Here is a 20,188-nt window from a genome sequence, read left to right as displayed (position 1 = left end):
CGGTATCCTCCTATAAAGTGACGGCCATATAACCCATCCCTTTCTTTGTAACAATTCCGTCTGAAAGTCCCAGCGGTTCTAATTTATTTCGTAACCGGGTAACATTAGCTGTAAGGGTGTTATCATTTACGAACTGTTCGTCTTCCCATAGCTTACGGAGCAAGTCATGACGGGAGATAATCGTATTATTAGCTTTCACGAGCGCGATCAACAAAAAGAATTCGTTCTTGGTCAAATCAGCTTCCTCATCTGATTTACGGATAACGCCTCGTTTTAAATCAATCAAAGCACCGTTCCATTCGAGAATATCTGTCTGGCCTTCTCCATAAGCATAAGTTCTGCGAAGAATTGCCTGAATTTTGGCATATAACACATTCGCATGAAAGGGCTTCTGGACAAAATCATCCGCCCCCATATTAAGCGCCATCACCATATCTAAGGGGTGATCGCGTGAGGATAGGAAAATGATAGGCACCTCGGATACCGAGCGGATTTCTCTGCACCAATGAAAACCATCAAATTTAGGGAGCGTGATGTCCATAATAACGAGATGTGGTTGTTGTTCCTGAAATGAACGCATAACCTCGTCGAAATCATCCGGTCTCGTTACCCTGAAATCCCAAGCTTCCAGTCCTGTTTTTAACGCTTCAAATAGCGCATGATCATCTTCCACTACAAATATATTAAACTCCATAGAGTGAACCTCCCAATATATACTAGACGATAGTTACGACTTCACCTCTGCTTAAGTTATAAAGCATGTTATTATAAAATGCAATTTTAACCAATACATTAAACTCTCTATCTACGCGCTAAAGGAGAATAGTATGAAAGTCAAACTGCTTGAGATAGTGCTATGTATTGTGTTAGGTTTTTTTACGGGAATATGGCTGAGCGGTAATGGGATTCATTTGAACGAGAGTGGCGTTGAAATTCTACTTGGTTGCATTCTATGGATTTTGATCTTTGCTTATTTCAAAAGAAAATAAACCTGCAAACGAGGATGATATGGTAATCATATTAACATTATATAGTTTGACATATTGCAAATAATTAATATACAATAATCACATGAATAACCCAATCGATATTTTTAAAGCACTATCTAATGATGCTCGTCTTCAAATCTTGGAATGGCTGAAGAATACAGAAGTTCATTTTTCACCCCAGGAAGGAATTGATCTTGTTGAAGTAGGGGTATGTGTGAGTCAGATAACTAGTAAGTTAAACATGAACCAATCTACTGCATCTCAATATCTCTCTATTTTACAACGAGCTGGGTTAGTTAAAGCTACTCGTATTGGTAAATGGACATATTACAAAAGAAACGAAGATGCAATTAATCTGATTGGTTCGTATCTCCAAAAAGGTGAATAATACTGATAGATCGTATTGAATTCAGTATATTCACTTTTTTGTAAAGCATCATATTGATATATTGCAATACATCCATTTTATTTACACGCACATATCGACATATTGCAATTCGTTAAAATATAGTTTTCTTATATAACAAATTTAATTCATCGAGATGGGTGACAGATAGTATTTGAAACACAAAGGAAATTGCATTAAGTACAGCAAGTATTTTACTTACTCCAATATGAAAAATAGAGAGGATTTGATTTAGATGAAAGCATGGCAAAAACAAGGTGTAGGACTAGAAAATTTGAAATTAGTAGATGTGGAAGTACCACAACCAGGACCGAAACAATTATTAGTTGCAGTAAAAGCTGTATCTCTTAATTTTCGAGATAAGTCAATTATGGATGGCGATTATTTGCCGGATTTAATGAGTAAACCTTTTATTCCCGTATCAGATGCAGCCGGCGTCGTAGTAAGTGTAGGTTCAGAGGTTACAGAATTTAAAGTTGGAGATCGAGTAGTTTCTCATCTTTATACTAAATGGGTTGAAGGTGCTCCAAGCCAAGATTATGCACCAACTGCAGTGGGTGGACCTAATAATGGTGGACTCGCAGAATATATGCTTTTAGATGAAGCAGCAGCTGTCATGACACCTGATAGCATGACTGATGAAGAAGCATCTACACTGCCAATTGCTGCCCTTACGGTATGGTTCTCACTTGTGGAATATGGAAAAATAAAAGCAGGTGATACTGTGGTCGTTCAAGGTACTGGAGGCGTATCTGTTTATGCCGTTCAAATTGCATCTGCACTTGGAGCTCGGGTTATCGCGACGACTAGTAGCGATGAAAAAGGAGAACGTGTAAGAGCCTTAGGAGTGAAAGAAATTATTAACTATGTAAAAACACCTGATTGGGAGAAAGAAGTATTAAGACTGACCAATGGTAAAGGAGCAGAGCATATCTTAGAAGTTGTCGGCGGAGACAGCATTAATCATTCGATTGAAGCTCTAGCTCTACAAGGACACATTTATATTATTGGTTTTCTGAAAAGTATGATGGCGGAAGTTAACTTATTTTCACTTCTAGCTAAGCAAGCTAATATACAAGGAATCTATGTCGGTCACCGCAAAGCATTCGATGAAATGAACAAGGCTTTTGAAGAATTGAAGATTAAACCCGTTATCGATACCGTTTACTCATTTAATGAAGCTATTGAAGCATATGAACATCTAGGCCGAGGAGCTTTTGGGAAAATCATCATCCGAGTTTCAGAATAAACAATAAACTTTAATTATAATAGCCAGTATTAGATTAAGAATGAGCAAATTAATACAGATATGAGTTCAGTATGGCCTGATAATTCAGGCTTTTTTTATTTTTTTAAGGCATTTCTTTGTAATGAGAAATCCTTTTTATATTTTAGAAAATAACCATTATATTGTACATAACAATAAAAATATATTGTTTTACAATAAAATTTATGTTAGATTCATATTAATAAAAAAATTGTGAGGTGCTTTTTATGAAACGAGGAACAACACTTATTTTAAAGATAGCTGTTATTCTTATTGGAATTCCAGTTCTTGCTTTGTGTATATTTTTGGTGCCTGAGATAGCGAATTTTGCAGCAGAATTGTATCCTGATCATGCTTATATTAAATATCTCGTTTTAATCGACTTGTATGCAACGGCGATACCCTTTTACTTTGCTCTATATCAAGCTTTTAAACTTTTAGGCTATATTGACAAGAATAAAGCTTTCTCGGGATTATCTGTACGAGTTTTAAAGAATATAAAATACAGTGCTATAGCAATAAGTATCTTATATGTGGTAGGCATGCCACTTTTCTTTCTGATGGCGGACATGGACGATGCACCAGGTATCATACTAATTGGATTAGTCATGATTTTTGCTTCATTGGTTATCGCAGTGTTTGCTGCGGTTCTTCAACGGCTTTTACAAGAAGCCATCGATATAAAATCAGAAAATGACTTAACAGTCTGAGGTGAATAACATGGCGATTATAATCAATATTGACGTGATGCTGGCTAAAAGGAAAATGAGCGTGACAGAACTTTCAGAAAGGGTTGGAATCACAATGGCTAATATATCCATATTAAAAAATGGAAAGGCAAAAGCGATTCGATTATCAACTTTAGAGGAGATTTGCAAGGCTCTAGAATGTCAGCCTGGAGATATCTTAGAATACAAAAGTGACAAAGACTCTCAAAGCTTAAATGGACAATCAAACGATTTGAACTAACGTGGAACAATAGTTGAATAATACACAATGATGAGCAGGAGTTACGTATCCTGCTCTCTTTTAATAAGCTCTAACGGGAAGTTATACGCATAAATACAAAAATTTCTTTAAACACTCCATTATCCATATACCAATTTAACGGTAAACTGACTTAGAGGAAGAAATTTGTATCCTAGATTGGAGAACCCGTACAAAAATTGGATGAACCTTATCGTCAATATGTTTATTACTTAGGTAGAGCAGGATTAGGAGTAGATGACAGTTTGTTACGACTCAATTTTAATAAGAATGATGAACTTGAGAGTCATGAGGTAACACATGATTAGGTAAATCGCACCGAGGGAGTTCGATTTTTCGCCTTTAATGGAAAGCGGTATTGGTAAGGTAATTCATTGAACTCCCATGGAAGAACGGAATTACTTCTATCATCTGTGGTACGGCGCTTGCGCTGCATGTATGGCTAACGGGACATTTAAGTTGAATGATACACATTAATGAGCAGGCGCTACGGTAGCCTGCTGTTTTCATTGAAGTAACGGGCAGTTTAACGCACCGCATTGAACGCATTTTTGTAATGTTATGGTATAATATAACAGCATTATACATCCGAAGCGATATTTATCATAAATGACCTGTTGAGCTTAACAAGCAGGATAGTATTACTGATTTGCCTAAATAGAAGTCAGAGTGAATGGAGAAAGTATGAGAAAAACAGACTGGATTAAAGTAATTTTAGTAGTATCACTAATCGGGAATGTTGCCTTATTTAAAAATCAAGAACGTGTTAACAGAAATCAAGAATTGAAATATGAGTTATTGAATTCAGCCATTTACCGAGATTTAGGGCAACTTGAAGCAACTATACAGTATCAGCTAGATAATAATTGGGAAAATGAAGCCCTTGTTACACAGAAACTAGATGATGCCATCGATTCAATTATCTTAAATCATGGAATGGAAAAAGATAATAATAAGGAAGATGTCCTTTGAAAATTGTACGATTACTTGAATGAGTTTAAGTATGGTGACGGAATTTTAGATGTTAGCCTAAACGATAAGCAACGTGCCGAGTACATCTATTTAGGAGAGAGGCTACGTTCTAGTGGGTGGATGTATAATGTAGGATATGATAGCAGCTGGGATAATTTATCATCAAAAATAAAGGAGTTAGTTGGGGAATCATAGATAAACATCACCTTAAACAGATTATTGTTCTTATTGAACTCCCATGAAAATTAAACTAGCTCAATACTAGTAAAAGAACATAAAAAAGAAGACCCAGAAAAGCACTTTTAAAAAAAAGCTGAGCGTTATGTGTACTTATATAAAGTTAGGCAGACCGGAAAACAACAAACTTCCTTCTACAACCAATAAAGGCTAGGCTGGTGCAATAACCAGAGTAGGATTAATCTCCCATGAGTGCTTCCCAAAAGGGAGCGACAATCTGTGATGCACCGTGGTCGTTGGAGTCAGACTAACGGATGGGCTCTAAGGCACCATAGTTCATCGACCTTCTTCGCCAGCCGTAGTAGCAGTATTGACTGAATATAACCATTTTCATCATCTGTGGTGCAACGCTTGCGCTGCATGGATGACTAACGGACAGTATACTTAAAAAATTGTGTTCTAACTATGGGTTGGTTAATGGTGAAATTAAACAATATGAAAAGAAGGGGAGTAAATTATTTTGCAGAAGCTAAGTCTCATCGGTTTGATACTTATTATTGCTGTAATGCTGTGTTCATGCTCAAAGGATGTATCCAACCAACCGGAAACAGCAGTAACAAAACAAGTTAAAGGAACTGCTTTGCACGTGGAGCCAATCGATTTATTTGCCGGAGAGGCAGGGAAGTTCCAACCTTTTCTTGGCACGATGTCGGGTGCAGTGAAATTGAATTACGGCGGAAACAAAAATGATATTTCTGCTAAAATTGAACTTTGGGAAAACGGAACGAAAACGAAGACATACAGTTCCATTGGCACCTCAATGCAGGATTCACAAGATAAGACAAAGGACTATGAAGGCGAATTTATTGCATCGATTAAGACAGTTTCAATTGAAGGCAGTAAACCACTGTATGAGATCACAACAGCTTTTGCGAATAAAAACGGTACAGCATCAAGTATTACATACATCGATCGTGATATTAGAAATACAGGAAGCAATACTATCCAACTAAATGAAAGCTTGGATGTCTCAGAAAATGACGAGGTTGCTGTATGGGGGATGCAGTCCACAGATAAGAATGATTGGGAAACCATTGATTTAACTCCGGAACGATTGAAAAACGCAAAATGGGCTTTGATATTTAAGTTATCTGTAAACTGACAAATCGTGGTTTATTACGCTAAACGGGACACGAGAGTGGAAGATCATGCAACGTTGAGCTATCTCTTGTTTATTGAAGTAACGGGCAGCATTCCTGTAATGAGAAAGAATGACGTTTGAACAATAAAATACCTCTTGATATCATAAGAATTGTCCTAAGCTGGCCAGCGAAAGGGACGAATTCGAATGTCAGGAGGCAGATAATATGAATTATAACCAAAATGAGAAGATAGCTCAAATCACTTCTCAAACGCTAATAGTTGGCGTAGATATCGCTAAGTACAAGCACGTTGCACGCGCACAGGATTTTAGAGGGCAAGAGTTCAAGAAAGCTTTCCATTTTGAAAATACAAACTCAGATTTCAATCACTTTCTAGGTTGGATTCAACAACTAATGAAAGATCAAGGGATGGAAAAAGGCATGTTCTGTTCTTGGGTAAATTAGCTCAATAAATTCTATAAATAAGATTATATATGGTATAATATGTAAACATATTTTAAAAATACTAAAGCGTTATGAAATGGTGGACTAAACGAATGGAACGTACAATTCAATTAATGGAAACCCATTTAAATATCGATCTTGGAAATCCGCCCTTTTTTAAATTAGATAACGGGTTGCAAATTCCATACTCTTCGATTAAGGGGATAACAACAGGTAGACCCATACCAAATGCTTTCAAGCTTTATGGTGCTTCTTTTGGAGGAACAAGAAATGGATTATTTAGATTCAATGGAGGTTATCATCTCTACTTTTTTTATAATGAGGTTGATACCCTTCATTTTGACTTGAATAATTTTCTTGTTGGTAAATTTAAAATATCAAAGTTAATTATTGATGTTAAAAACCCTGAAGAAATAAGTAAAACTATCTCCGAAAGATTGACGTGATAGTTCAATACCGAAAGGTCTACCGCACTGGTTGATCTCATAATACGAACGGGCAGGTTAACGTAAGAAAAGGTGGAATTTATAAATTAAGAAAATGGTCCTACAAAAGGAGTTCAATCAATGAAGCTTTTCACAAAGGAAGTAAAGAAAATCGTAATTGATGAGTGCTTATTTCATTGCATAATTGACCAATCGCCTTCAAATGAGTCAATAAGTTTTAAAATATATCCTTCAAAAACTAAAACATCGTATTTTTTAATACTATTTTCTTGGGAAGTTAATTGGTCCACCAACTTATGTGAACCGAGTGTTTGTACTAGTATAATTAAATATACAATAAAAAATGGTTGGGATTATACAAAAGAAAAGAGCGTAATGAAAATAGAGCAAGGTGATTTTCTTGTCAATGAATTAAAATTAAATCCATAATTCATTAACGGGGAACTTTAGTTGAATGATACACATTAACGAGCAGGCGTTAGCCTGCTGTTTTCATTGAAGTAACGGGTAGAAAACTTACAATATATGCTAGTATACAATAGAGTAGATATCATATAAACGAGGAGAGTGAAAACCTATGGTGAAACAACTGATTATCGGGGACGTCATGCATGAGCTGGCCAGTACGCGTCGTATCCTGGAACGCTTGCCCAAGGAGCATATGACGTGGAAGCCGCACGTGAAATCAATGACGTTGGGCGGGTTGGCCACGCATCTGACTAATCTGCTGAACTGGCAACTCGAAATTCTTCTTTACCCGGAACTCGATCTTTCGACCGTGCCGCTTCGGCGGGAACCATTGGAAAGACGCGAAGACGTGCTAGAGGAATTCGACGCTAACGTTGTCAAGATTCAAAAGCTGTTAGCCGAATGCGACGAGAAAACGCTCGGTGAGGAATGGAAATTACGGAACGGTGACCTTATCATCTTATGCCAACCTCGGGCGATCGCGCTTCGCAACTTCGGATTGAACCACATGGTTCACCATCGGGCGCAACTAGGGGTTTATTTGCGACTTCTCGATATTCCGGTGCCGGGCCTCTATGGTCCCTCGGCCGACGAAATACAAATGAACTAAAGCTCGCCAAAAAGTCGCAGGACCTCGGCATGACCGCCGGTACTCTGCGACTGATTTTTTGGGACGAACATTTTCATGGGGCATAAATAAAAAGACGAAGCCAATTATGGCTCCGTCGATGAACTATTGCACCGAAAATACAGTCTCTAGCTCAGGAATATATCCCTTGACCATATTTTTGTGTTCCACCAGTCCCGTATCCCCAGCTGGGATTTGACCTTCGGATACGACTAAATACGGTTTAATGGTTACGGTACGTGGTTGAGTCTTGAATGGCTCAAAGCGAATGTTATAAGATTCGCTAAGAGGGTGAGCACCGATGGGCTTCAGTTGAACACCATGTTCATCCACAATGTCATATTGAAGAGCGATAACGCCCCCGTTAGCACCCTTGTATTTCGAAGGGATAGAAGCGAGCATTTCTTCTATGCTCTGGCCCGGTTTGGTTGTGTACTCAACAGATACCTGCGTTGTGATGGGGGTGATTTCCAACTTGCTGATCTGTAAGTTAATGTTTTCGTAATGCTGGATCTCCTCTGAAGTTAGAACGGTAACGGGTGTTGATTTTGTAACAGGTAGAACGAATTGGAAGGGGTCATCGTAACCCTTTAACGTTACATTTACAGTCAAGTCAAATTGATCAGAGAACTTAATAGACTGGTTTGTGCTAGTATTGCTGGTAACCTGAACGATTAGACTGGAAGCAGTCTCACCGTCCATGAATTCATAACCTACGTTCAGAGGTTGGTCTTTATAGAGAACCTCTAACGTATCCACCGCACCTTTATTGGTATCGGAAGGTGGTGAATTGGGCTCCGAAGCCAGAAGGTTTCCAGGAGTGGTTATATTCATAAGAATTCGGGTCCCGTCAAATAACAACGTTGGAATGTTCATTGTCACATCGCCATGGGTCACGCTTTGGTTAACGTTTGTGATGAATTCCTCGGCTTGTTGAACACCGGGATCTAAGTTCGTCTCACCCCATAATGAATAGATTTGTCCTAGAACCGGAATTTGCTTAAGTGCATCTGCCATTGCGGGCGATACAAATCCGGAAGCTATGAGGGTAAGTCCAAGGATTGCAGCGGCTGCAGTGGTAACCCACCATTTATTAAAAGTTCTTGATCCATTTATTTTGCTCTGAATGGGGGGAATGGAATGATCGGTTTCTCTGATCATTTGGTAAGTCTCATTCAGCTTGGAGCGTGTAATATCCGATATCTGATCGGGAAGTAAGCTTTGGCAGTTCTTTAATTGTTCTTCTAGCTTAGTGTTTACCATGTCGCAACTCCCTTGTCTTGATTGATTTGAGATGAATGCTTTAGCTTCTTGCGAGCACGATGCAGCCGGGTCTTCACCGCTACCGTAGAAATTTCGAGAATGTCGGAAATTTGACTGATCGGCATGTCCTGTAAGTAATGAAGGAGAATGACAATCCGTAGATTCTCCTCAAGATCTTGTACGGCATCCCATAATTCGATATTCTCATAATCCTTGGAAGTGGAAGGGACGTCGGGAAGCTCTCCATAAGGGAGGGCTCTAGAGTTGCTTTTGACCATTTTGTTGCATTCATTAATCAGAATTCGATAGATCCACGTTTTAAAAAAAGCGGGCTCTCTGAGTGTATGGATGGACTTAAAGGCTTTAAGCATCGTCTCTTGGAGGGCATCTGCACAATCTTCGTCTTTGTTGACGATGGACCGTGCAGTTCTATATAAAGGTAACTCTAACTCTTGCATCAACTGCATGAATGCTTCAGGGTCCCCAGCTTGGGCTTTTACGACAATAGGATCTGTATGCAAGGGTTCACCTGCTTTCTTGACTAGAAGTATTAGAATTTTTGTAACGTTACATATATTAGATCGAGTAGGTAGCTAGAAGGTTACATGGGGAAAAATACCAACCTATTCAGGGGACTGTATCTCGTTTATAACCAAAACACCTAGGTCCACCAATAGGTGTAGCTCCGGATCTCAACCGTTGAGATGAGTTATTTCTCCGTATCAGCCTAAGCTGGGATCATCTGATTCTGTTCGAGTAGTGACCATAACTGTTCAGTTATTTCTTCTACAGAACAGGGCATTTGTTGAGTTAACCACCATTCAATCACTCCAACAATCGCCGAACTCAGAAATTGTACAAATATCTCTTTATTCAACTCATTAAGGTTTAAATTATTATTTCCAACGATTTGTTCCATTACTTGATTACCCATTATTTTTTGTAAATGGTTTCTGAACGAAGGAATGCCCTTATTGCTTAATAAATTCCTATAAATGAGAGCGTTCTTCTCCATTTGTGTAAGTGTACGGAATAATGAAGACTTTGATGGAGAAGATTCTGTGCCATCCTCTGAGGAGCAACTTTCGATCAAATGATACAAATGAGCCTCTAGGCATTTATCCAATAGATCGTATTTGTCCGCGTAATGATAATAAATGGTGCCTCGATTGACATCAGCACGGTCTGCGATGTCATTAATCGTTATTTGTTCGAAATCTTTTTTTCCTATTAAATGAATTAATGCATCCATAATGGCTCTTTGGTTCTTTTTTGTTCTTCTATCCATGGAAACACCCCTTTTTTTAAACAAACCATTGTATTCTGTTGAAAACCCAACAAAATCGATAGATCTAGCGATAGATACTTGTTAAAGATGTTGGTAATCTTACTTTATTGAACAAATGGTCAAAATACAACAATTGTTAAAAAAGAGGGGATATAACCATGAGAATATTAGTTTTTGGCGCCGGAGTTCAAGGAAGTTATCTTGCTCATGCCTTAGTGCGCGGAAGAAATGATGTCACAGTACTTGCTAGAGGTAAGCGTGCTGAACAATTGATGAAAGATGGAGTTGTCATACATCATTATTTTCAGCATAAAAACACGGTCGATGAAGTAAAGGTCATTCAGGAGCTTCAACCTGAGGATCTGTATGATCTCATTTTTGTCGTGATGAAATACAATGATTTCCTATCCGTGCTGCCTATTCTAGCTGAGAATCAGAGTCAGAATATTGTTCTTATCGGTAACAATGCTGATGCCCATGGGATGCAGAACATTCTTCAAGAAAAGAGCGATGTAGCGAAAAATATAATCTTCGGTTTTCAGATAAGCGGAGGACTCCGAGAAGATAGCGGTCGTATCATTTGCATACGCGGAGGTGGACAACTAATACTTGGCAATCTGGATGGGGAGATCACAATAAAACCTTTACTAGAAAAAGCGTTTAAACATGTTAAATTTAAATTAGCTTATCATGATGATATGGATGCTTGGCTCAAAAGTCATATCGTCGCAATAGTAGCTTTAAATTCTGTTGGATATCTTTACGATGGTGATTTGAAAAAATTATCTAAGGACAAGAAGCTATTAAAGCAAGCTATATCAGTCATGGACGAGGGGTTTCATATATTAGAACAATTAGGATATACGATCACTCCTGCAAATCAAGTTAACTTTATTCGAAAACACAGACAGAGTGTATACTATGGTCTAAAAATAATACATAAATTACCGTTTATGAAATTGATGAATGGATCTTACAGCGAAATTGCAGCTTTGTTTGATTCGTTCGATCTGTTAAAACAACGATTAAACATTGCGACACCCCATTGGGACGAACTTGAGAAACAAGCGATGACCAAGTTTAAATCAAATAATCATTGAACTAACCAGGACTAGGTTAAGATTCTGTTTAACTTCAGTTTACATTGAACTGCTACACTATTTTGATTATGTGGTTGACCGCAGAAAGGAGCCTCATTATGAATAAAATTTTAGTTGTTGACGATGACCCGCATTTTCGTGAATTGGTGAAAGTTGTATTGCGGAAAGAGGGTTTTGCCGTATATGAAGCCGATGACGGTCTGGACGCACTTTCAAAATTAGAAACGGTAAAAGCGGATTTAGTTATCCTTGATGTGATGATGCCGAATATGGATGGCTTTGAGCTGTGTCGTGAGCTTCGAGTATCTTATTTATTCCCTTGCTCATGTTGACGGCAAAAGGTGAAACCTCACAAAAAGTAAAGGGCTTTCAGTTGGGAACAGATGATTATTTGGTGAAACCATTTGAGCCGCTGGAATTGGTGGCGAGGGTAAAAGCCATGTTAAATCGCTACCAGATTATCGCTTCTCAAAATGTTCAAATCGGGAAACTGGTGATGAACCAAAAGAATTATGAAGTAACCGCTGGAGATGAGAAAATTACACTCCCGCTCAAAGAATTTGAGCTTTTGTTTAAATTGGCCGGGCAACCCGGACGGACATTCTCTCGCGATACGTTACTTGAAGATATATGGGGCTACGATTTTGAGGGAAACGAGCGGACGCTGGACGTTCATGTCAACCGCTTACGCCAGCGTTTTCCTGAGGGGAAATGCGCCTTTAGAATCACAACCATCCGGGGCTTGGGCTATCGCTTGGAAGTGGAATCATGATGAAGAGTAAGGCTGTCCATTTTGCAGAGCGAGCTATTTTAGAGTTGTTTGCGTTAATCATCTGTTTTGCTAACGCTTTTACTGCTGCGGTTACAGTGTGCTTTATCATCGTTTTACTTTCGGGAACCGAATTAACAGACGGCGTGATTTCTGCTTTTTATGTGTCTGCCTTTGCAACGTGGATACTGCTGTTTTTTTTAGTAAAAAAAAGCCAAAAGGTCAAGTCATTTTTGGGCATTGAGTTTGCCTCAAGAGCAATAAATATCCGAAGGATTACCTTAATCTTAATGATAACTGCAGTTCTTCTCCTTTGTTTTGCCATCTCACACGGCCTTACCAGTATCGGTTATGCGATTATCGGGTTTATGCCGGAGGCCCAAACCTCGCGGGATTTTTGGGTTTTTAACATTCTGCTCTGGGCGCTCCTTTTGTTTCTCGTCAAAAAGTTCTTGTGGGCGAAGCTGCCTTTTGGCAATCGATTTATCAGCAGGGGGGAAGTCGTTCAATATGTTGCCCTGACGGTTGTTATCGTTGCGGTCATATTGGGAGGGTTAGTCGTTGCTTACTTCTTGGCTTTCGTTCTGTATGTCTTGTTCACTGGGCAAAGATTACCGGAGGAAGGTCCCCCTTTGTTTCATCTCTTTTGGCATTACTCGGGTGTATTGATTTTCCTCTTGCTTCGTTGGTATTTCAAGAATTCCAATTTCACGAGTAATATCCGTTTGCTATCCGAGGTGATGGACGCTTTAGAAAGCATCTCGAAAGGTGATTTTAGTGTTCGGCTAAACCACGGTATGAAAGAAGTCGAGCCTTTTGCCAGATTAGTTAAGAGCGTTAACGAAATGGCTTTAAATTTGGAGCAGACGGAAAGTATGCGGCAGGAGTTCATCTCTAACGTGTCGCACGAGATCCAGTCCCCCCTTGCTTCTATTAAAGGGTTTACCTATGTCCTGCAAAGCGATGAATTAACGCCTGAAGAACGAAAGCATTTCCTAAGCATTATTGAAACAGAAACTGTGCGGTTGTCCAGATTGAGTGAAAACTTGCTGAAACTTGCCGCGCTTGAAGCCGACAGCATGAAATTTGAGCCGAAACCATACCGGTTGGATAAACAGATTCGGGCTTTAATCCTAAGCTGTGAACCGCAATGGAGCGAAAAGAAGATACACATGGATGCTTTTCTTGACAGCGTGACCGTCATGGCGGATGAGGATATGATGAGCCAAGTGTGGGTAAACCTCATTCATAACAGTATTAAATTCACACCAGAGGGCGGCAGTATACGGGTGGATTTACACAAACACGGGAAAGCCGTTGAATGTAAAATATCCGACACAGGCATAGGAATTGATGAGGACGCGCAAAAACATATTTTTGAGCGGTTTTACAAAGTGGACAAATCAAGAGAGCGCACCAAAAAAGGAAGCGGGCTGGGACTTGCTATAGTAAAGAAGATTGTGGAAACACACGGTGGAAAAATTGCGGTGCAGAGTGAACCGGGAGTAGGAACAGTGTTTACAATATCCTTACCCGTGTAGTACACAACTTGTTTTCTGATTGTTTTCTGATTGTTTCCTCTATTTGAGTAACAACAACCAGTAATTGCTTGAGACTAATACCGTCTCACTCCCACGGCATAACCCGGGGGTTATCTCTCACTCAATATAGAACAATTTTACCTGTCGAGGTAAAATTGTTCTTTTTCTGTGTTGGTTTAAATTCAGTTTATACAGCGTCAATATGATGGGTTTACAACGATGGAAACAACGATTCCACTTTGTAATTAATATCATGGAGATGGTTTGAATGAAAAGATGGTATAGACTTGATAACACGGGAAAGCTCTACTCTGCGGTGACGAAGAAGACAAACACTTGTGTTTTCCGTCTAGTAGTAATACTGACTGAAAATGTTGACCCAAGGGCGCTTCAGCAAGCTACCGATATAACGATTAAACGATTTCCCACAATGGCGGTAAAATTGAAGAAGGGATTATTTTGGACCTATCTTTATGAAAACAACAATCCGCTGGTGGTACAGGAAGAATCAACCTATCCTTGCACGTCGATTATGGTGACCAAAGAAAATCACCCAATTCGGATTTCTATACCGGTTAATCTTCGAGGGTTGTTCCCGTCAAAAACACTGAGAAACTTTATTTCTCAAATCAGTGTAAGTATACCAGCAGATCCTGAGCAAACCTTTGACGAACTAGTGGAATCTGTAACAACGCAAATGAAAACCTCTATCACAAAGGAAGGTTTTGCTTCCATTATAGCAACATACGTCGGATATGAAAAAATGCTCGTGAGCCGAGTTATTCCGTGGTTTATCAAAAAGACGATAATCAACTTTGTATCAAAGCGGTCGGAAAGTACAACAACTGCGGTTCTGACTAACCTCGGAAATATTGAGTTGCCTAAGTCGATGGAGCAATATGTTGACATGATAGAGGCGATGCCATTACACAAAAGGGCTGCCTCTATAAACTGCGCTATCTGTTCTGTCGGTGGGAAGTTGAATATCTCTTTTTCAAGTAATATCTCTGAATCCGATGTGATAGAACACTTCTTCGACTTGGTTTTCGAACAGACCGGATTGGAAGTTGAGGTTTACTCGAATTGTCGGAATGAAACCGATACGCAGCCGGCAGATGCGCAAAGCCTCTATCCGCCTTATGCGGCGGTAGCACCCAAATGGACAAGAAAAATCCGAACGCGTGTAGGTAATTACTTGTACCAACCCACAAAAGGAATCAGAACGAGGTTTGTCAATCTCTTGCGCCAATGGAGAGCAATCATTCATGTTTAAGCATTAAAAATAAGAGGCTACGAGCTATATTCCAATGAAAGCATTTTGCGGCAATGGAAGAGCTTTTATCATAGAAAACGGCAGAAAAAGAGGATAATTGAACGGATGACTGGTGAGAAGATAACATTAAAAACAGTGTTTCATATAACATTTATAATGGGGCTGCTTCTGATCTTGATTTTGGCTATTTATGGATGGAGCAACGGAATTTTCACATCGTTGGAGTCGTTAAAGAACTTTGTCCAGAAAACTGGAGTTTGGGGGCCTATGGCGTTTGTGATCCTCCAAATCGTGCAAGTGGTCATACCGATCATTCCGGGAGGCATTAGTTTACTGGCGGGCGTGTATATATTCGGTCCTGTGGAGGGATTTTTGTACAACTACGTTGGGATTGCCGTTGGATCGGTTATCGCGTTTCTATTGGCGCGCAGATTGGGGATATCCTTTTTACAAATTGTTTCTTCCAAAACAAATTATGATAAATTTATTGGCTGGCTAGACAAGAAAAACCGCTTTGATACTAGTTTTACCATTGCCATTTTAATACCGGTAGTACCCGATGATTTTCTGTGTATGCTGGCCGGACTTACAAAAATGAAACTCGAAAAATTTATTGCAATCATCTTTTTATGCAAACCGCTGTCCATTGCTTCATACAGCTTTGGCTTTTCATGGATTTCGGGTATCGTTTAAGATTGGGAAACGCACAGCGGCAAAATCACGGTATAAGCCGAGGGTCGGGAACTGTGTTTACAGTATCTTTGCCCATATAGAGCGCATATCTTGTTTTCTAGCGCTGATAAAAGGAACAATCTTACCTGTCGCGGGGTAAAATTGTTCTTTTTCTTTTTGGTTTAAATTCAGTTTAAATGGCGTTAGTATGATTGATTCACAACGATGGAAGTATTGCTCTTAAACTCTGTGGCTTCCTGCTTGAACTAATACCGATTTCATAAGGAGGTTGACGAAATGATTGCAATCATCCTACACGAACAGGGTGGCATCTTTGGATGGAAACTCATGAGCCGTCAGAGTACGCGGTTTCATATGTACGGTAGGAATGGGGAGTACAATATGAAGTTCATATCTGCGGATGGACATTTTGAAGTGATTTACAACATAGATGGCGTAAAACTGACGATGGAAAACGACCCAATGAATATGGGAACGTTTAACTATGGAAATCCGATAAATGAAAAGTTCCGACACGCTGTCTATGATGTACTGCCGTACTTCGAGTGGGGAAATTCACGGACGTCTGTGGAACAAGTTAATGGTTTGTCAGCTGGTCAGCACATGACTGGCGAAAATGACCACGTAATAGAGAGGTTTGAGCAATACTGGGAGTTGTTGTATGGAGAAAACCCAGAAGAGATGGGCGAAAGTGGACACGACCTACTGAGAATGTTGTACTTTTGCTTAGCCCTGCTTGCCTTGTCAAGGGGAATTCATCCGCTGATGGGAGATAGATACACGTACGTCCCCCTGGGGCTTGACGCTGGCTTGTCGTACATGTTCAGTTTCGGCAGGGGGCGTGCGAGCAAACCGTTCATTGGATGTTTCAAGCGTGAGCGGTTAAATAGAGGGATACCCGGCAGTAGGGGACCGCCATAGGCGAGGTATTTGGAGACTGTATGCAAGCAAGCTGTTTTTTTGATTAGCTTTCCAAGCAATATTATGGAATGAAAAGAGTCAAGGAATGGCAATAAGAAAGTGGTATATAATCTCAATCCATTTTCCAAAGGAGGGTACTTGTTATGGCACACCAGAAGAGAAGGAAAGAAGCTGCCTGGAAGTCACGAAAGCAAGAACAGCATCCGCATGGTAAAATCAAATCGCTCAAGGAATTGTCCAGCGAATAGGACGAGGAGTATACTGCTTCGACAAAAAAGACTGTCGGTGATTTCACCGGCAGTCTTCTTCTTTGTTTTCGTATATTAAACCGATAACTTCTGTGGTTCATTTACAGTGTAACGTCCACTTACTGCAAGCATGATTAGAGAAATAATCATGAGTATACAACAGAATACAAATGAATACCGGTACCCTACAATACTGGCTAATCCTCCGCCAACAAGACTACCAACCAGTCTACCGATTGTGGATGAATTAGAGTAGAGCGTAGATGCATACCCAGGCTTACTCGGAAGAAGATCCTGAATGTAGCTAATACCAATCGCAGAAATTACGGCAACAAACACGGCAAGCAGAATTTGAGCTGCAAGCATCTGCCACATGGAGTCTGAGATCATGACAACGACGTAATACACTCCTCCTAGAATGGAGCCACACATCATCAAGATTCGATTACTATACTTTGCACTGAGTATTCCTAATGTAATCATAAAGGGAATTTCTAGCGCAGCACAAATGCTGCTGACTAGACCAACATCGCGAGTCGTTCCCCCAAGATTGTTCGTAATAAAGAGGGCGGTATTAAGACTACTCGTCCAGTGAGCTATGTACATGAGTATTAGAATTAAGAAGGGAAGCAGAATATTAGGGTTCTTATCCTTATCCAGAGGGAGACTTTTCACTTCCACTTTAGCATTACTTTTTTTCGGCTCATCCGTTTTTGATTTGAGAAACAGGAATATAAGCAACGGAGCAAGTAGGAATACACCGATCGTACCCGAGAAAATCCCCTTAAACCCAACAGCAGCAATTAACATAGTCCCGATTAATGGGCCAATAATGAAACCAAGCGAGAAAGCAGAACGCAAAGTAGAATTAGCAAATGCATGATCAGTAAAATCACTCTTCGTCACTGCTTCTCTAGAAATAGCGAATAATTGAGGCATACCTGGTGCACCGAGGGCAGTAAACACCGTCATATAGATAAATAAGATCGTGAAATCCTTAATGAGCAAGTATCCGCTAAAAGCTAATGCATTACAGAGCATGGAGACCATGTAAATGTTTTTACGATTCATACCGAGGTCAGAGCGTCTCCCGATTAGCGTACTGATCCATATCCCTGCAATTAACGTGACAGCTAGATAAATACCAAATAATCCGACAGATACTCCAAGCTGATCCGTGAAATATATGGATAAAAACGGTGAGCTGAGCGAAAGACCCATGCCCTGTAGTAACATACATAAAAAGAGTAGGCCATACGAAGGAATTGAAAATAGTGCAGTAAGTCGTTTGATCATGATCTGAAGTTACTCCTCTATATTTGGTTTAGATAGTCAATCTCGTTATAGTATACTTGAAAATGACAGTAATAATATATGTGATATTTTATCGTAGTGGATGGATACCTTACTGCTATTTGGATAGTAATTGTAGGGCTTGTAAAACTAGTTCGCTCCAGAATATACAATACCTATTGACTGTTCGAGCAAACAGTTTTATGATGGATACATAACAACTGACTGTTCAACCAAACAGTATTGGAGTGTGAGAGAACATGGCTAAGACACAAACGCCCAACCAAGACGAACGAAGAAGCGCCATTATGCAAGCAGCATTCACAGCATTCGGGCAGGTGGGTTACACGAAAGCAACCATGAAGGATATTGCAGCTAAGGCTGGCGTGGCGCAAGGGCTAATCGGATATCATTTCAGTACAAAAGAAACATTGCTAGTCGAAGTGGTTAGAGAGTGGATGATCAACAAAGGAATGAAGGCAGCCTTTGCGAACCTGGATCTACACGTATCTCCTTCGGAGATTCTTCAGCAGGGACTACGCCATGTGGTTAAATTTCGAAAAGAAAACCCAGAGTGGTTCACGTTATTAATCAGTCTTTGGACGGAGAGCGTGAACAATGAAAAGCTTGCCAAAGAGTTACTGGAACTGTACAAAGAAATGAAAGCGGGGATAATGGAGATTATTGATCGCATGGATCTGCAACTGGAACGGAGTGAAAAAGAGACTTTAGCGGTACTGATCCAGGCCGTTATTGACGGATTGAATCTTCAAGCTCCTGTACTGCTATCTCCAGATCCGATCTCCTATGAGCAAGTATCACGAGGAATCGGATGGATGCTTGACGGAATTCGATCTGAAGACCAAGAAAAGGGAGGATGAAACCATGAATAATAAGTTAATTAGAATCGAAGGATTGGTCGTTTTAGCTCTAGGTACTTTTTTATACTTTTCTAATGGGTACAACTGGGTGATATTCCTTCTGCTGCTGATGCTGCCTGATGTGTTCATGATCGGATATGCGTTTAGCAAAAAGGCGGGAGCGTATCTGTATAATTTTGCCCATACATTCATTACACCTTTGCTACTGTTACTGTTAGGGTTGGCTTTCTCGGTCGACTTCCTCATGATGATCGGCTTCATCTGGATGGTTCATATCGGAATGGATCGGATGATGGGCTATGGATTGAAATACGTAACCGATTTTAAAGACACGCATATTCAAAGAATATAACATTAACATATCGCACGGCCTATACGTCAACCATTGCTATAATGAACGGATGTAGCAGGTTAACAATTGGATAATTTATAGAACTATTAAACAACGTTGTCAGAAGAGGAAAGAACATTTTCAGAATAGAAAGAGATTATTTTCAGAATAGTTTCAGAATAGAAAAAGAATATCGTCCCTTTAGAAGTCGCTAATTTAGCGGCTTTTTTGTTATAAGAAATCAAGGTTTGTCCCTAACTGAGGACATTAACTTGGTAGCTATAAGGATTGGAGCGGTTGAAATTAGAGGGCAAGATTTTGTTTCTGATAGTAATCTTGTAGGCGAACGCTTTCGCTACTTCAAGGCGCGATAATCTGTGCCTGAATTCATTTACCGGGAAAAATCCCGTTAAATGATGGGTAGAACCCCCTAAAATCCAATATAACTGGAAAATGTCCCGTTAATATAAGCTATTATTCAATAATTTCCTTTTCACGAACGGATTAAATGTAAAATTGTAGCTAGAATAAAAAGTGGACACCTGTTAAGAGAAACTGGATAATTTACTTAACAAAGAAAGAGGTGTCCTTTTATGAGGGAACAACGACAACGGTTTAATGAGGAATTCAAAAAACAGAC

At 39.7% G+C, this 20,188-nt stretch carries 24 protein-coding genes and 2 pseudogenes; 21 read left to right on the top strand and 5 right to left on the bottom strand.

Going from position 1 to position 20,188, the window contains the following annotated elements; translation table 11 throughout:
* Window positions 1-10 precede the first annotated feature (10 nt).
* Window positions 11-694, bottom strand: a complete 684-nt coding sequence (locus tag AC1D69_RS22445; protein ID WP_495458358.1) for a response regulator transcription factor — start codon at window positions 692-694, stop codon at window positions 11-13.
* 133 nt (window positions 695-827) lie between these two features.
* Here AC1D69_RS22445 and AC1D69_RS22440 point away from each other — a divergent pair, with 133 nt between their 5' ends.
* From AC1D69_RS22440 to AC1D69_RS22385, 12 genes and pseudogenes are all read left to right on the top strand, one after another.
* Entirely contained in the window at window positions 828-989 is a 162-nt protein-coding gene (locus tag AC1D69_RS22440) for a hypothetical protein (protein ID WP_495458357.1), read from the top strand.
* Window positions 990-1,071: 82 nt separating this feature from the next.
* Window positions 1,072-1,377 carry an ArsR/SmtB family transcription factor gene (locus tag AC1D69_RS22435; protein WP_495458356.1) on the top strand — a complete coding sequence of 102 codons (306 nt, stop codon included), beginning with the start codon at window positions 1,072-1,074 and terminating at the stop codon, window positions 1,375-1,377.
* A gap of 253 nt (window positions 1,378-1,630) precedes the next feature.
* On the top strand, window positions 1,631-2,644 hold the full coding sequence (locus AC1D69_RS22430; RefSeq protein ID WP_495458355.1) for a zinc-dependent alcohol dehydrogenase family protein: 1,014 nt from the start codon (window positions 1,631-1,633) through the stop codon (window positions 2,642-2,644).
* A gap of 245 nt (window positions 2,645-2,889) precedes the next feature.
* On the top strand, window positions 2,890-3,372 hold the full coding sequence (locus AC1D69_RS22425; RefSeq protein WP_495458354.1) for a DUF2975 domain-containing protein: 483 nt from the start codon (window positions 2,890-2,892) through the stop codon (window positions 3,370-3,372).
* Window positions 3,373-3,382: 10 nt separating this feature from the next.
* Window positions 3,383-3,631 (top strand): helix-turn-helix domain-containing protein, encoded by a 249-nt coding sequence (locus AC1D69_RS22420; RefSeq protein ID WP_495458353.1) that lies wholly within the window; start codon window positions 3,383-3,385, stop codon window positions 3,629-3,631.
* 197 nt (window positions 3,632-3,828) lie between these two features.
* Window positions 3,829-3,957 (top strand): hypothetical protein, encoded by a 129-nt coding sequence (locus tag AC1D69_RS22415; protein WP_495458352.1) that lies wholly within the window; start codon window positions 3,829-3,831, stop codon window positions 3,955-3,957.
* Between the two features lie 376 nt (window positions 3,958-4,333).
* Window positions 4,334-4,621 (top strand): hypothetical protein, encoded by a 288-nt coding sequence (locus tag AC1D69_RS22410; RefSeq protein WP_495458351.1) that lies wholly within the window; start codon window positions 4,334-4,336, stop codon window positions 4,619-4,621.
* A 697-nt stretch (window positions 4,622-5,318) separates the two neighbouring features.
* Window positions 5,319-5,960, top strand: coding sequence for a hypothetical protein (locus AC1D69_RS22405; protein ID WP_495458350.1), 642 nt, complete (start codon window positions 5,319-5,321; stop codon window positions 5,958-5,960).
* A gap of 205 nt (window positions 5,961-6,165) precedes the next feature.
* Window positions 6,166-6,316: pseudogene (locus AC1D69_RS22400) on the top strand (IS110 family transposase); the annotation flags it as partial.
* Window positions 6,317-6,497: 181 nt separating this feature from the next.
* On the top strand, window positions 6,498-6,851 hold the full coding sequence (locus tag AC1D69_RS22395) for a hypothetical protein (protein WP_495458349.1): 354 nt from the start codon (window positions 6,498-6,500) through the stop codon (window positions 6,849-6,851).
* A gap of 120 nt (window positions 6,852-6,971) precedes the next feature.
* Entirely contained in the window at window positions 6,972-7,280 is a 309-nt protein-coding gene (locus tag AC1D69_RS22390) for a hypothetical protein (protein WP_495458348.1), read from the top strand.
* A 148-nt stretch (window positions 7,281-7,428) separates the two neighbouring features.
* Window positions 7,429-7,929 (top strand): DinB family protein, encoded by a 501-nt coding sequence (locus AC1D69_RS22385; RefSeq protein WP_495458347.1) that lies wholly within the window; start codon window positions 7,429-7,431, stop codon window positions 7,927-7,929.
* 123 nt (window positions 7,930-8,052) lie between these two features.
* Here AC1D69_RS22385 and AC1D69_RS22380 read toward each other — a convergent pair whose 3' ends face one another.
* The 3 genes from AC1D69_RS22380 to AC1D69_RS22370 form a co-directional block, all read right to left on the bottom strand.
* Complete coding sequence (locus AC1D69_RS22380; RefSeq protein ID WP_495458346.1) at window positions 8,053-9,210, bottom strand: DUF4179 domain-containing protein; 1,158 nt, start codon at window positions 9,208-9,210, stop codon at window positions 8,053-8,055.
* The gene (locus AC1D69_RS22375; RefSeq protein WP_495458345.1) at window positions 9,204-9,731 is read right to left on the bottom strand and encodes an RNA polymerase sigma factor; all 528 of its coding nucleotides are present in this window, start codon (window positions 9,729-9,731) and stop codon (window positions 9,204-9,206) included. The genes AC1D69_RS22380 and AC1D69_RS22375 overlap by 7 nt, the downstream gene beginning before the upstream one ends.
* Before the next feature lie 206 nt (window positions 9,732-9,937).
* The gene (locus AC1D69_RS22370) at window positions 9,938-10,498 is read right to left on the bottom strand and encodes a TetR/AcrR family transcriptional regulator (protein ID WP_495458344.1); all 561 of its coding nucleotides are present in this window, start codon (window positions 10,496-10,498) and stop codon (window positions 9,938-9,940) included.
* 158 nt (window positions 10,499-10,656) lie between these two features.
* On the opposite strand from AC1D69_RS22370, the gene AC1D69_RS22365 reads away from it, so the two are divergent.
* The 7 genes and pseudogenes from AC1D69_RS22365 (at window position 10,657) to AC1D69_RS22335 (ending at window position 17,043) form a co-directional block, all read left to right on the top strand.
* A complete protein-coding gene (locus AC1D69_RS22365) occupies window positions 10,657-11,598 on the top strand; it encodes a ketopantoate reductase family protein (protein WP_495458343.1) in 942 nt (313 codons plus the stop codon).
* 98 nt (window positions 11,599-11,696) lie between these two features.
* Window positions 11,697-12,370, top strand: a pseudogene (locus tag AC1D69_RS22360) (response regulator transcription factor).
* Window positions 12,367-13,908 carry a sensor histidine kinase gene (locus AC1D69_RS22355; RefSeq protein ID WP_495458342.1) on the top strand — a complete coding sequence of 514 codons (1,542 nt, stop codon included), beginning with the start codon at window positions 12,367-12,369 and terminating at the stop codon, window positions 13,906-13,908. The pseudogene AC1D69_RS22360 and the gene AC1D69_RS22355 overlap by 4 nt, the downstream one beginning before the upstream one ends.
* 268 nt (window positions 13,909-14,176) lie before the next feature.
* Window positions 14,177-15,181 carry a hypothetical protein gene (locus tag AC1D69_RS22350; protein WP_495458341.1) on the top strand — a complete coding sequence of 335 codons (1,005 nt, stop codon included), beginning with the start codon at window positions 14,177-14,179 and terminating at the stop codon, window positions 15,179-15,181.
* A 105-nt stretch (window positions 15,182-15,286) separates the two neighbouring features.
* Entirely contained in the window at window positions 15,287-15,874 is a 588-nt protein-coding gene (locus AC1D69_RS22345; protein WP_495458340.1) for a TVP38/TMEM64 family protein, read from the top strand.
* A gap of 276 nt (window positions 15,875-16,150) precedes the next feature.
* Window positions 16,151-16,795 carry a hypothetical protein gene (locus AC1D69_RS22340; protein ID WP_495458339.1) on the top strand — a complete coding sequence of 215 codons (645 nt, stop codon included), beginning with the start codon at window positions 16,151-16,153 and terminating at the stop codon, window positions 16,793-16,795.
* A gap of 143 nt (window positions 16,796-16,938) precedes the next feature.
* Window positions 16,939-17,043: a DUF6254 family protein gene (locus AC1D69_RS22335; protein WP_015735743.1), complete on the top strand. Its 105-nt coding sequence runs from the start codon at window positions 16,939-16,941 to the stop codon at window positions 17,041-17,043.
* 75 nt (window positions 17,044-17,118) lie between these two features.
* Here the strand turns inward: AC1D69_RS22335 and AC1D69_RS22330 are convergent, their stop codons facing one another.
* Window positions 17,119-18,339: a sugar efflux transporter gene (locus tag AC1D69_RS22330; RefSeq protein WP_495458338.1), complete on the bottom strand. Its 1,221-nt coding sequence runs from the start codon at window positions 18,337-18,339 to the stop codon at window positions 17,119-17,121.
* A gap of 257 nt (window positions 18,340-18,596) precedes the next feature.
* Here AC1D69_RS22330 and AC1D69_RS22325 point away from each other — a divergent pair, with 257 nt between their 5' ends.
* Window positions 18,597-19,217 carry a TetR/AcrR family transcriptional regulator gene (locus AC1D69_RS22325; RefSeq protein WP_495458337.1) on the top strand — a complete coding sequence of 207 codons (621 nt, stop codon included), beginning with the start codon at window positions 18,597-18,599 and terminating at the stop codon, window positions 19,215-19,217.
* A gap of 4 nt (window positions 19,218-19,221) precedes the next feature.
* Window positions 19,222-19,569: a DUF4260 domain-containing protein gene (locus AC1D69_RS22320; RefSeq protein WP_495458336.1), complete on the top strand. Its 348-nt coding sequence runs from the start codon at window positions 19,222-19,224 to the stop codon at window positions 19,567-19,569.
* Window positions 19,570-20,188 lie beyond the last annotated feature (619 nt).

This window comes from Paenibacillus sp. Y301, from assembly GCF_059445505.1.
The sequence above is the reverse complement of the archived record's forward strand: the minus strand, read 5'-3'. Positions and strand labels throughout refer to the sequence as shown.